Here is a 12,547-nt window from a genome sequence, read left to right as displayed (position 1 = left end):
GGCCCTGCTGCGTTAAAAACAGGCTCGGACTGCTCATTTACAACTTGTAAACTCCGCGTCTTCGCCTGTTTTTGCCTTGCATGGCTCTAGCTCGCTAGGTCGTAAACAGTTCTAGGGATGCTCGGCAAGGCCGAGCATTATGCTCGGCTTTTCGCTACAATCGCGCCACCGTGGCGACCGTCGGGTCGCGAAGTCTATGCTGAGGTGCCCCCATGGATATCATCGAAACCATCAAAGAGCAGATCGCCAACAACACCGTTCTGCTGTACATGAAAGGCTCGCCCAACGCGCCGCAGTGTGGCTTCTCTGCCCGTGCTGCCCAGGTGGTGATGGGCTGCGGCGAGAAGTTCGCCTACGTCGACATCCTGCAGAACCCGGAAATCCGCGCCAACCTGCCGAAGTACGCCAACTGGCCGACCTTCCCGCAGCTGTGGGTCGGCGGTGAGCTGGTCGGCGGTAGCGACATCCTCTCCGAGATGTACGAAAAGGGCGAGCTGCAGACCCTGATCAAGGATGCCGTGAGCAAAGCTGGCGCCTGATCACTGTTCGCGCAAAAAAGAACCCGCCTAGGCGGGTTCTTTCGTTTCTACAGGGAGCTGTGTGCTCCCCGTGCTTGAGCATGGCTGCTACTTCTGCAGCCACTGGCCGTTCAGCTGGATGAATTGCCCCTTGGGCGTACGCTCGATGGCCTTCTTGCCGGCGATGGCTTCCACGTCGTTAAGGCTGATGCCATTGTCCTGCGCCACCTTCTGATACTCGGCGCGACGTGCCTGGTTTATCAGGCGAGCGATTTCGTCGGCCTGGCCGCCGGGTTTGACCACGCCCAGGTAGCCGTTGGGCTGCTCGCCCAACTGGCCGCTGGCCTTGGCATCTCCGAGGGCGCTCATGGCCTGGTTGAGGTTCAGTGCGTAGGCAGGCAGGCTGAGGGTCAGCGCCAGCAGCAGGGTCGAAATGTATCGAATCATCGTCTCTCTCCGTAGAACCTGTTCATACCGGCATGGCGGGCTCAAAACAGACCACTGTCTTCGTTGAATACATTGTCCAGAGCCTTGTCCACCTTGATGTAGATTTCGTGCTCGACCTTGACGTTCAGGTTGATGTTGATCGGTTCGTTCGGCATCGCCAGTTGTACCGTCGGGGTACAGGCCTGGCACAGCAGCCCCAGGCTCAGGACTGTGAGGAGGCGGTACGTGCGCATGGCGCTACTCCTTTGGTTCTTGGGGGACACGCTGGCGCATCCATTGCTGAATCCGTTGCTGGATGATGCCGCTTACCTTGTCGGTCAGTTGCAGGCTGGCCAGCAAGGCCGGAATGTCTTCTTCCAGATTGATGTTGAAGTGGATGGGCCGGCCTTTCTCGATGGTCGGGTTCTGTCCGTGCAGGCGCATGCCCAGCAGCAGTTTGCCGGACGGATCATAGTCGACGCTACTGCTTAGCTGATCGTAGTGAAAGTCTTCCAGCGCGTCAGTGACCAGCTTCATGCCGGGGTTGGCCTGACCCATGGCGCGAATGCGTGGTGAATGAAAACTCAGTCGCCCACCCGGTGACCGGGCTTCGATCAGGCCCTTTTCGATGCTGATGGCTCCATCCAGGCGCAGTGGCAGGGTGCCGTCGATCAGCCCGCTACCGGCCAGCCCTTCGGCCGGATAGGCGCGAAACAGTTCCTGCAGATCCAGGCCACTGAGTTGCAGGGGCAGCAACTGGCTGGGTTGCTCCAGCGCCCAGGTCGCGGGCGCCAGGCTCAGGCTACCGCCGAGAATGCCCAGTTCGGCACGCTGGTGGGTCAGGCTGCCCGCCAGCGGTTGTTGCAGGCTGGCCCGGTAGCTGGCCTGCAGCTGCAAAGGGCCGAGCTCGATGCCGGGGTCGAGCTGCCTTGCACTCAACCGAGGCAGGTCGAGGCGAAGCCGGTCACCGGTCAGCTGCAGCCGCAGCTCGGCATCGAGACCGCTCAAGGTGGTGCGGTCATAGATGCCGGCCAAGCCCTTGCCTGTCAGGCTGGCCTTGAGTTGCAAGGGCTTGCCGCTGGGTAGTTGCAGGTCGGCCTCGGCCTGAACGCGGCCGTTGTCCAGCGCCAGCAGCGGCGGCCAGTCGGCCAGGGTTTGTGCCAGTGGATTGCCGGCGCGCAGGAACAACTCGTCCAGAGTGGCGTTGACGTTCAGCGCATTGGCCGTGTTGGTCAGGCGCAGCGCCATGCTCAGGCCCGAATCGGCCAGTAATGCACCGTCGAGGGTCTGGCTGCCGTTGTCGGCCTGCACGCGTCCCTGCCATTGCCAGCCTTGTGCCTGCAATTGGGGGTGGTGCAGGCGTTGGATGCGCAGGCCCAGCGGGCCGGACAGAGTGGGTGCGCTTGGGGAGCCGTTCAAGGTGATGCCGGCCAGCGTCGCCTGGGCTTGCTGCAGGTCCAGCTCGGCGCTGCGTAGGCGCTGGACGCCGAGGCGCGAGCTGTCGGCCAGGGTGAGCTGCAATTGCTGCGCCGTGACGCGGCCCTGAAGGCCAAGGTTCAGGTGCAGGTCATCGAGACGGCTGTCATCCAGGTCCAGGCGTTTGCTGTGAGCCTCAAGCAGCAGGTGTCGGACTTCGAGTGCCCAGTCGGGGGATTGGTGCAGGGCAAGCTCGGCATCCGCCTGCAGTTCCAGCGGGCCTTGGCCGCTGACCTTCAACTGCAGGGCCAGCGCCTCATCGACATCGCTGTCCAGTGGTGTGAGGTGCAACTGCAATTGCTGCGGCCGCAGCCCGTTCGGCAGTGACGCCAGCCAGGGCGCGTCCTGCGTGTCGAGCTGCAGTTGGCCGTTCAAGCGACGGGCCTGCCATCTGCCCAAGATGCTGCGTAGATCGAGCGCCAGTTCACCGCTGACCAGGCCGACACCGGGAAGCGGCCAGGGGTGCGGTATGTGCGTGTCGACCCGCAGCCATCCGGAGGTGGCCAGCAGTTTGCTGAGCGTAGCGGTGCTCTGCGGCACCTGCAGTTGCCACTGAGCGTTCATGCCGGCCTGGCGGGGCGTTGCTGGTAGAGCGGCAGCGTCGAGCAGCGTCCACTCGCCCAGCCACTCGGCGAGCCAGGCCATGTCCTGCAGCGCGGTAATCTCAAGCTCGCCGCTCCATTGCAAGGCGTCGGCCTGAGCCTGCAAGTCGCTATGCAGAGCGATCTGCGGCTGATCGTCGAGGTGCAGGTTCATCTGCAACTGTCGCTGGCTGTTCAGTTCGCTGCCCAGCCCCTGCAGTTGGGCTTGCAACTGCGCCCTGTGTGCTCCGCGCAGCAGCAGTGTCTGCAATTGCAAGGTATCGTCCAGAAAACGCAGATCGATGTCGCCCAGCAGTGCGCAGCGGCCGCTGCTGCAGGGCAGTTGCGCTTGGGCGTTGCGCAACTCGATGTGCCGTGGAAGCCATGGCAGAACATTTGCCAGGGTCTGCAGGAGACTGGTCAGATCGCTGTCGCTCGGGCTTTCGGACTCTCCCTGCGTGGGTTGCCACGACAGGTGCAAATCCTGGGCAACCAGGCGGTAGCGAGGTGCTTCACGGGCCAGCCAGTAGAGTCGCAACTGACCGCTTTGCACCTGCAGCTCGCCGTCACGGCGCTGCACCAGGCTTGCACCCTGGAGCTGCAGGCCGCGCCAGGATAGCCCCAGTCGCTGCCAGTCCAGCTCGATGTGCTGTTCCTCAAGCAGTTGCTGCACGCGGTAGCCGACATAGCAGGCCAGTATCGACAGCAGCGCCAGTATCGCTACGCAGGTGCTCAGCCAGAAACGCCGGCGACTCATGAGTGTTCCTTGCTTGGTGCGGTCCACTGGACGGTACCCCATGCTCGAGTGAGTGCCAAGCGGGTTTCCGTGCTATTGTGTGTTAACAGCTTTAGATATTTATTTTGTCGTAAACGAGCGAAGGAGGATGTGATGAGTGCCGTGACTCGCTCTCAGCCCGATGCCGATGCGGTACTGGCCAAAGCCCTGCTCAATACCCGTGAGCATTTGGGGCTGACGCAGCAGGAGCTGGCCGATATCGTCGGCGTCCATCGCAGTGCCGTCAGCCGCTGGAGCGAGCAGGGCGGTTTGCGTCCGCAGAGCAAGACCGGCGAGTTGGCGCTGTTGCTGATTCGCGCCTATCGCGCGCTGTTTGCCCTGTTTGGCGGCAATCAGCAGGACATGCGCCATTTCCTGCGCACCGAGAATCACCACCTGGCTGGCGTGCCGCTGCAGCAGATGAGTCAGGTGCAGGGGCTGGTGCGCGTCGTCGAGTATCTGGACGCCATTCGCGGCAAGGTCTGAGCACAGGTAGGGTGCGCCATGCGCACCGATTATCGACGCGGTTCGCGGCAGTGATATGAGACAGGGAGGGATCACCATGGATATCTGGCAACTATGCGACGGCGAACGGCAGGTTCGGCCGTTACGCGGCAAGCTGCTGCGCATGGTGGAGAGCCAGGCGCAGGTCGCGACATTGCAACTGGTGGATAACCTGGCCGAACAGGCCCTGCTCGAGGAACTGCTCGAGAGCAGCAAGCCGCCGCTGCCGGAGGCTGCCGAGCCGCTGCACTATCTGCTCAAGACGCCGTTTCGTTATCCACCGCTACGTTGGGGCTCGCGTTTCGGCACCGTGCACGAACCCAGCTTGTTCTACGCGGCCATGCGCCTGGAAACGGCAATGGCCGAGGCTGCTTACTACCGCTTCGTGCTGTGGAGCGGCATGGTCACCGCGCCGCCCAGTGGCCGTATTCTCTCCGAGCACTCCACGTTCGAGGCGCGTTACCGCGTCGAGCGCGGTATCCAGTTGCAACAGCCACCTTTCGATCGACATGGCGCACTGTTGGCCCACCCCAGCGATTACCGCGTATCTCAGCGCCTGGGGGCGGTAATGCGTGCGGTCGGTATCGAGGCGTTCGAGTACCGTTCGGCGCGCTGTCCTGACGCTGGCAGCAATGTCGCGCTGTACGTGCCGGCTGCGTTCGCGGAAAAGCGCCCGCGCAACCTCACGGCTTGGTTGTGCGAAACCACGGGCGAGTATGTGGCGTTCAAGCATGCGCAGACGCCGGATCAGCCGCGCTTGTTTCACCGGGGGCAATTCCTGGTGCAGGGACAATTGCCGCGCCCCGCGTAACGTCTGCATTGGCGCGGCAGATGCCCCGAAACAGAGCGCTGCGCGGATCTGTCGCAGGGAGTTGTGCACAATGCTGAAGCAGGCTGTCATATCACTGTCAGAAACGCCGCTAAACGCTTGATTTTTCGTGGTTGATTTTTAAGTCAATGAAAAATATGAATTTTTTTCGTTGGTGAAAAAATCGACAGTTTGACTGAGAGCCCCACAGCATCAGGCCTGTGACTTCTTTCGCCCAAGTTGTTCACGGAGTTATCCACAGCTTCTGTGGATTGTGAGGGAGCTCTTTTCTGCCGCCGCAATCGATCCGGCAGGCAAGACTTTACCTTCGAGAAAAAAGGAGTAGAGTGGCGCGCCCCGGCAGTCACCCTCCTTTATTTATGCCTCGCGCTTTGCCTTCTTCAGCCCTCGCAACTCGTTCCGGTTCTTCTCGTCTGCCCATGCGCGTTGCGCTTTGGCTGCTCGATAGTCCACGTCTGGGACAAACGCCGAGCGTCAAACGCATCGCCGGCAACCTGCTCAAGCAGCCTGCCCGCAAAGGCTGTGTGCAGGCGCAAAGCCGGTTGGGCCAACTGCTCTGTCGCGACTGCGGTAATACCCGTGATCGCCGCATCGGTTATGAACTGCTGCGCCAGGCTGCTCGCGCGGGCGACCGTAGTGCTCAGCTTGAGCTGGAGCGTCTGTCGCGCTGATTGCGTGCTGGCTTCGTGTAAAACGTCGGCTGGTTATACTGCATGGCGATCAAACATGGAGCGTCTATGCCAATCGATCCCCTGTCTCTTGCCGTCGGCGCCGTCGTTGCGCTGGTTCCATTAATAGCTGGCCTTTGGTCCTTGCAGCGCAGGCTGGCTCGCGAGCAAGGCGAGCAGGCGCTGCTGCAGGAACGACTGGAGCATGTGCAACTGGGCCAGGCCGGTTTGCTGGCTCAGCTCGATGCCTGTCGCACTGAGTTGGCCGAAGTCAGCGAGATCAAGGTGGAACAGCAGACCGAGCTGGCCGGCTTGCGTCGTGAGAATGAGTGGCTGCAACAGGAGCGGCAGATTGCGCGTGAGGCCGCGCAGTCCTGGAACCAGCAGCGCGAACGCAACGAAGCCGAATTGCGCCGGCTCACTGCCGAGTGTGCGGCGTTGGCTGCCGAGTTGCAGGAGAACCGCGACAATCAGCAACAGCGCCTCGATGATTTGCAGGGCGCACGCAACGAGCTGCGTGCCCAGTTCTCCGAGCTGGCGACGAAGATCTTCGATGAACGCGAGCAGCGTTTCGCCGAGACCAGTCAGCAGCGCCTCGGCCAGTTGCTCGACCCACTCAAGGAACGTATCCAGGCGTTCGAGAAGCGCGTCGACGAGAGTTACCAGCAAGAGGCGCGCGAGCGCTTTTCCCTGAGCAAGGAGCTGGAGCGTCTGCAGCAGCTCAATCAGCGCCTGGGCGACGAGGCGACCAATCTGACCCGTGCACTCAAGGGCCAGAAGACCCAGGGCAACTGGGGCGAGTTGGTGCTGGAGCGGGTATTGGAACATGCCGGTCTGGAGAAGGGGCGTGAGTACCACACTCAGGTCAGCCTCAAGGGCGCTGGTGGCGAGCGCTTTCAGCCTGACGTGCTGATCCGACTGCCGGGCGACAGACAGGTGATCGTTGATGCCAAGGTCAGTCTCAGCGCCTATCAGCAGTATGTCGCGGCTGCGGACGAGCCGATTCGTCAGCAGGCGCTGAAGCAACATCTGATCTCGCTACGCAGTCACCTCAAGGGCCTGTCCGGCAAGGATTATCAGCGTCTGGAAGGTTTGCACAGTCTGGATTTCGTCCTGCTCTTCGTGCCCATCGAGGCGGCCTTTGCCGCAGCGTTGCAGGCCGAGCCGGACCTGTTCCAGGAGGCCTTTGAACAGCAGGTGGTGATCGTCAGCCCGACCACCTTGCTGGCTACCCTGCGGGTGATCGACAGCCTCTGGCGCCAGGAGCGCCAGGGCCAGAACGCGCGCGAAATTGCCGAACGTGCTGGTCAGCTATACGACAAGTTCGTTGCCTTTGTCGCCGATCTGGACGAGATGGGCAGTCGTCTGCAGCAATTGGACAAGGCTTACACCAGTGCCCGCAACAAGCTGGTGGACGGTCGCGGCAACCTCATTGGTCGTGTGGAAAACCTCAAGCTGCTGGGCGCCCGCGCGAGCAAGAGCCTGCCGGGCGAGTTGCTCGAACGCTCTGCCGATCTGCCTGCGCTGGACGAACTGGACGAGTGAGCTGCAGCCATAGGCGATTGTGACGAGTAGGGGCGCGCGCACCGTCGCCAACGCCCCTTAACCGCGCAACACCAGATGACGGCTGAGCAGCGCGCGCAGGGCCGCAGGTTTGACCGGCTTGGGCAGGTAGTCGAGGCCGGCGGCATGCACCTCGGCGATCAGCTCCGGGCGACCGTCAGCGCTGATCACCACGCCCGGCACCGGTTCGCCCAGGCGCGTGCGTAGCCAGGCCATCAGTTCGGTACCGGTTTCGCCCTCGTCGAGGTGGTAGTCGACCAGCGCCAACTGCGGATGCACATCTTCGCTGAGCAGGTGCTCGCACTCCAGACGATTGCGCGCCGTCCACACCTGGCAGCCCCAGCGTGACAGCAGGCTGTGCATGCCGGTGAGGATGCTGTCTTCGTTGTCGATGCATATCACCTGGGTGCCCTGCAGAGGGTGGCCATCCATCGCCGGTACGGCTGGGCCTTGCGGCTTCGGCGCCGGTTTTCTCGCCAGCGGCACGCTGACGCTGAATACGCTGCCTTTACCTGGCCAGGAACGCACTTCCAGGCGATGGGCGAGCACGCGGCAGAGGCCGTCGGCAATCGCCAGCCCAAGGCCCAGGCCTTTCTCTGCGCGAGTCTGGTGACTGTCCAGGCGCTTGAACTCTTCGAATATCACCTTGCGCTTGTCTTCGGGGATACCCATGCCGCGGTCCCAGACCTCCAGGCGCAATTGTCCGCCTTCACGGCGTACGCCCAGCACCACGCGACCCTTGGCGTAGCGGAAGGCGTTGGTCAGGAAGTTCTGCAATACCCGGCGCAGCAGTTTGATGTCGCTGTCGATCCACTGCCGGCTGCCGTGCACGCGCAGGTCGATACCCTGTTCGGCAGCCAGCACGCCGAACTCGGCGGCGAGGGTATCGAACAGGCTGGAGAGGGCGAAGGCGTGACGATCCGGGGTGATTCGCCCGTTCTCCAGGCGCGATATATCCAGCAGGTCGGTGATCAGGTCCTCGGCTGAACGCAACGAGCTGTCCAGATGTCGGACCAGCTCCTGGGCTTCGTTGGGCAGTGCGTCATCCTGGTGGGCCAGCGCCGCTGAGAACAACCGGGCTGCATTGAGTGGTTGCATCAGGTCATGGCTGACCGCAGCGAGGAAGCGCGTTTTCGACTGGTTGGCGGCTTCGGCGTGGGCCTTGGCTTCGGTCAGTGCCTGGTTCAGTTTCGACAGCTCAAAGGTGCGTTCGGCGACCCTTCGTTCGAGGCTTTCGTTGGCCTCCTTGAGGGCGCGCTCGGCTTCGCGGAACTCGGTGATATCGGTGAAGCTCATGACGAAACCGCCACCCGGCATGGGGTTGCCGATCAGTTCGATCACCCGGCCGTTGGGGAAGACCCGCTCATAGCTGTGCGCAGTACCCTGGCGCATCCAGTACAGGCGTTTGGCGACGTTCTCTTCGAGGTCGCCGCCGCCGAGCATGCCGCGCTCGGCATTGAAACGGATGATCTCGGCTATCGGCCGACCGACGTAGATCAAGCCTTCGGGGTACTCGAACAACTCCAGGTAGCGGTGGTTCCAGGCCACCAGACGCAGGTTCTGGTCGACCACGCTGATGCCCTGGGTAATGTTCTCGATCGCCCCCTGCAGCAGGGCGCGGTTGAACTGCAGCACCTCGCTGGCTTCGTCGACGATGCGCACCACGTCCTCGACCTGCATCTCGCGGCCTTCGATGGCGGCCTTGACCACCGCTCGGGTCGAGGAGGCGCCAAGTACACCAGCGAGCAGGCGCTCGGTGTGGGCGATCCATTCGCTGTTGGCCGGCTGGTTAGGGTCGAAGTCCTTGCCTTTGCCCTGGCGCAGCGCGAAGCGGGTAAAACTCTGATGTGCGCGTTCTTCGCCGACGAAACGGCTGGACAGTATCAGTAGGTCGGCCACCTGCACCGCCAGCAGGCTGCGGCTACTGGGTTTGGTGCCCAGGTCATGGCCGATGAAGCGCCCGGCTTGCCAGTGCTCGGAAACGCGCGTGCGCGAGAACCAGGAAACCCAGGCGAACAGGAGCATATTGCCAGCCAGCGACAGCACCACGCCGCGCGTCAGCGGGTCGACATGCAGGCCGATGGGGGCGTAGAGCAGGGTGGTCAGGCCGGGGAAGCTTTCCAGTGACCAGCCCATACCACGCGTTGCCAGCGGCAACACCAGGGTATAGAACCAGAGCATGGCGCCAAAGATCAGGCCGGCGAACACGCCGCGGCGGTTGGCCTGTTTCCACACCAGCGCGCCGAACATGGCGGGGGCCAGTTGGCCGATGGCAGCGAACGAGACCTGACCGATTGTGGCCAGGCTGGCGCCCTCACCGAGCAGGCGATAGCAGACGTAGGCCAGCAGGAGGATCAGCACGATGCTGACCCGGCGTGCGGTAAGCATCCAGTGGCGGAAGGCTTCGAATGGCCGTTCGGTGCTTTGCCGGCGCAGCAGCCAGGGCAGCAGCATGTCGTTGGATATCATGGTCGACAGTGCCACCGAGGCGACGATCACCATGCCGGTGGCGGCCGAGGCACCGCCGATGAAGGCCAGTACCGCCAGACCTGGATGGGCCTCGGCCAGCGGCAGGCTGATGACGAAGGAGTCCGGCGTCACGCCGGCCGGCAGCAGCATCTGGCCGGCGAGGGCGATGGGCACGACGAACAAAACGGCCAGCACCAGGTAAGCAGGGAATACCCAGCGCGCCAGGCGCAGGTCCTTGGGCTCGATGTTCTCCACCACGGTGACATGGAACTGCCGCGGCAGGCAGACGATGGCGATCATCGCCATGCCAGTCTGCACCAACATCGCCGGCCAGTTCACCGCCTCGTTCCAGAACTCGTCCAGCTCGGCAGTGTTGTGCGCCTGCTCGAGCAGGTCATTGAAACCGTTGTACAGGCCGAAGGTGACGAAGGCGCCCACGGCGAGGAAGGCCAGCAGCTTGACCAGCGATTCGAAGGCGATCGCCAGCACCATACCGCGGTGGTGCTCGGTGACGTCGAGGTTGCGCGTGCCGAACAGAATAGTGAACAGCGCCAGTGCCAGCGACACGATCAGCGCTGTGTCCTGCGCGCTGGTGCCGGTATCCAGGGCATGCTCGCCGATCAGCAGGTTGACCCCGAGGACGATGCCCTTGAGCTGCAGTGCGATATAGGGCAGCACACCGACCAGGCAGATCAGCGCCACGACGATGGCCAGCGATTGCGACTTGCCGTAGCGCGCGGCGATGAAGTCGGCGATGGAGGTGATGTTCTCCTGCTTGCTGATCATCACCATCTTCTGCAGCACCCAGGGCATGGTCAGCAGCAGGATGATCGGGCCGAGGTAGATCGGCAGGAACGACCATAGCTGCTCGGCGGCCTGGCCGACGGCGCCGAAGAAGGTCCAGCTGGTGCAGTAAACGGCTAGCGACAGCGAGTACACCCAGGCACGGATCTTCGGCGGCATGGGGGTGCTGCGGCGGTCGCCATAGAAGGCGATGGCGAAAAGAATGGCCATGTAGATCAGGGCAACCGCGGCGATCAAACCGGGGGACAGCGACATGCAGACTCCGAAACGCGCAGTGAAACGAAATGAGCCTGGCCGCCGAGGCGAGGCCGATGCTGATCAGTGTTGCACAAAGCCGGGCGCTGTCGGCTGCGACCAAGGTCGCAGCCAGGCAGGCGTGCTTTGCAACGGGACTCGATTGTGTCGAAGCCTGGGGCCTGATAGCTTGCCCCGTTTGCGATTCTGCCCAAGGAAGGACCCTGAGGAAGCCCTATGTTCAAGCCGCAGTTGGTGACTTTGCAACGTGGCGCTCTGCGCCTGGAACCGCTTTCCGACGCCGATATCCCTGCGCTGGTGGCGCTGGCCGAAGCCAACCGGGAGGAACTGCTGTACATGAGCGGCACCCAGCGACTGGACTGGTACCGCAGCGCCCTGGCCGATATGCGCGAGCAGCGTGCACTGCCGTTCGTCATTCGCCTTGGTGACGAGTTGGTGGGCACCACCCGCTTCGCCGACTTCATGAATAGCCTGCCTGCCTGCGAGATCGGCTGGACCTGGCTCGACCGACACCAGCATGGCCGCGGATTGAACACCAGCATCAAGTATTTGATGCTCAGGCACGCTTTCGAAAACTGGGGCATGGTCCGCGTGCAACTGAAAACTGCCGCCAGCAACCTGCGTTCGCAACGCGCTATCGAGAAGCTGGGTGCCGTTCGTGAAGGATTGCTGCGCAACCATCGCCGTCTGGCCGATGGCCGTCTCGATGACACCGTGCTGTACAGCATCACCGATATGGAATGGCCGGCGCTGCGTGAGGCCATGGAGGCGGGCTTCAGCGCCTGACTCTCATGCACAGTCGCGAGCAGACCCGCTTCTGGCAAGCCTCAGCGTTGAGCGGCGTCGAGCTGTTGCAGGCGCGCTACCTTGAACAACGCTTCGCACCTCACGTGCATGAAGGTTTCGTATTCACCGTGATCGAACATGGTGCCCAGCGTTTTCATCATCGCGGCTGTGATCATCTGGCACCTCAGGGCAGCATGGTGCTGATCAACCCTGACGAAGTGCACACCGGTTCCAAGGCGCACGAAGACGGTTGGCGCTATCGCGGGTTCTATCCTGATAACGCCCAGGTACTGGGGGCGCTGCAGGAGCTGGGCCTGGCCAAGGCCGGCATGCCGTCGTTTTCCTTCAGCGTGCTGCATGATCCGCGTTTGCACGCGGCCTTTCTGCAGCTGCATCAACTGCTCGAGGGCGGTGCCGAGGCGCTGCAGCAGCAACTGGCCTGGCGCGAGGCGATCCTGCTGCTGTTTCAGCATCATGCACAGCTTGCCGAACCGCCTGCCCCTGGGCGCGAGCCCTGGGCAGTGGCTTGCGCCAAGCAGATGCTCGCCGAGCGGCTGATCGAGCCGCCCTCGCTGGAAGAGCTGGCGGCTGCGGTCAATCTTTCGCCTTTCCATTTCGCTCGAGTGTTCCGCCGCGCGACCGGCTTGCCACCGCATGCCTGGCTCAAGCAGCGGCGCCTGGAGCAGGCGCGGGCGTTGCTCAAGGGCGGTTGTGCGGCGGTCAGCGTGGCGATGCAGTTGGGCTTCGCCGATCAGAGCCACTTGTCGCGACAGTTCAAGCAGGTTTATGGCGTGACCCCAGGCGAGTACCGCAGCGCGGTGGCACGGGGTTCGTAGGGTGCGCCGTGCGCACCAGCAGCCCGAACCTTTTTCCGGTGCGCACGGCGCACCCTA

The 12,547-nt window shown here is 62.9% G+C and carries 11 protein-coding genes; 7 read left to right on the top strand and 4 right to left on the bottom strand.

Going from position 1 to position 12,547, the window contains the following annotated elements; translation table 11 throughout:
* Positions 1-212 precede the first annotated feature (212 nt).
* Complete coding sequence (grxD, locus tag GV002_RS18650; RefSeq protein WP_160019776.1) at positions 213-539, top strand: Grx4 family monothiol glutaredoxin; 327 nt, start codon at positions 213-215, stop codon at positions 537-539.
* A gap of 87 nt (positions 540-626) precedes the next feature.
* Here the strand turns inward: grxD and GV002_RS18645 are convergent, their stop codons facing one another.
* From GV002_RS18645 to GV002_RS18635, 3 genes are read right to left on the bottom strand one after another with little or no spacing between them, the layout of a single operon-like run.
* The gene (locus GV002_RS18645) at positions 627-965 is read right to left on the bottom strand and encodes a YdbL family protein (RefSeq protein ID WP_160019775.1); all 339 of its coding nucleotides are present in this window, start codon (positions 963-965) and stop codon (positions 627-629) included.
* Positions 966-1,006: 41 nt separating this feature from the next.
* Positions 1,007-1,198: a YnbE family lipoprotein gene (locus tag GV002_RS18640; protein WP_160019774.1), complete on the bottom strand. Its 192-nt coding sequence runs from the start codon at positions 1,196-1,198 to the stop codon at positions 1,007-1,009.
* 4 nt (positions 1,199-1,202) lie between these two features.
* The gene (locus GV002_RS18635; RefSeq protein ID WP_160019773.1) at positions 1,203-3,758 is read right to left on the bottom strand and encodes an intermembrane phospholipid transport protein YdbH family protein; all 2,556 of its coding nucleotides are present in this window, start codon (positions 3,756-3,758) and stop codon (positions 1,203-1,205) included.
* Positions 3,759-3,890: 132 nt separating this feature from the next.
* Here GV002_RS18635 and GV002_RS18630 point away from each other — a divergent pair, with 132 nt between their 5' ends.
* The 4 genes from GV002_RS18630 to rmuC all read left to right on the top strand — a co-directional run bounded on the left by GV002_RS18630 (position 3,891) and on the right by rmuC (position 7,322).
* Positions 3,891-4,262: an antitoxin Xre/MbcA/ParS toxin-binding domain-containing protein gene (locus tag GV002_RS18630; protein WP_160019772.1), complete on the top strand. Its 372-nt coding sequence runs from the start codon at positions 3,891-3,893 to the stop codon at positions 4,260-4,262.
* Positions 4,263-4,338: 76 nt separating this feature from the next.
* Complete coding sequence (locus tag GV002_RS18625) at positions 4,339-5,091, top strand: RES family NAD+ phosphorylase (protein WP_160019771.1); 753 nt, start codon at positions 4,339-4,341, stop codon at positions 5,089-5,091.
* A 437-nt stretch (positions 5,092-5,528) separates the two neighbouring features.
* A complete protein-coding gene (locus tag GV002_RS18620) occupies positions 5,529-5,780 on the top strand; it encodes a sel1 repeat family protein (protein ID WP_017675070.1) in 252 nt (83 codons plus the stop codon).
* A gap of 180 nt (positions 5,781-5,960) precedes the next feature.
* Positions 5,961-7,322, top strand: a complete 1,362-nt coding sequence (gene rmuC / locus GV002_RS18615) for a DNA recombination protein RmuC (RefSeq protein ID WP_178094769.1) — start codon at positions 5,961-5,963, stop codon at positions 7,320-7,322.
* Positions 7,323-7,379: 57 nt separating this feature from the next.
* On the opposite strand, the gene GV002_RS18610 is transcribed toward rmuC, so the two are convergent.
* Positions 7,380-10,868, bottom strand: coding sequence for a PAS domain-containing hybrid sensor histidine kinase/response regulator (locus tag GV002_RS18610; RefSeq protein ID WP_160019769.1), 3,489 nt, complete (start codon positions 10,866-10,868; stop codon positions 7,380-7,382).
* A 216-nt stretch (positions 10,869-11,084) separates the two neighbouring features.
* Here GV002_RS18610 and GV002_RS18605 point away from each other — a divergent pair, with 216 nt between their 5' ends.
* Together GV002_RS18605 and GV002_RS18600 are read left to right on the top strand one after the other, a co-directional pair.
* Positions 11,085-11,654 carry a GNAT family N-acetyltransferase gene (locus GV002_RS18605; RefSeq protein WP_160019768.1) on the top strand — a complete coding sequence of 190 codons (570 nt, stop codon included), beginning with the start codon at positions 11,085-11,087 and terminating at the stop codon, positions 11,652-11,654.
* Positions 11,655-11,659: 5 nt separating this feature from the next.
* Positions 11,660-12,490, top strand: coding sequence for a helix-turn-helix transcriptional regulator (locus tag GV002_RS18600; protein WP_160019767.1), 831 nt, complete (start codon positions 11,660-11,662; stop codon positions 12,488-12,490).
* Positions 12,491-12,547 lie beyond the last annotated feature (57 nt).

Origin of the sequence: Pseudomonas sp. 8O, from assembly GCF_902506495.1 — a bacterium.
Taxonomy (GTDB): domain Bacteria; phylum Pseudomonadota; class Gammaproteobacteria; order Pseudomonadales; family Pseudomonadaceae; genus Aquipseudomonas; species Aquipseudomonas chaetocerotis.
This window is presented reverse-complemented; position numbering and strand designations above follow the sequence as displayed.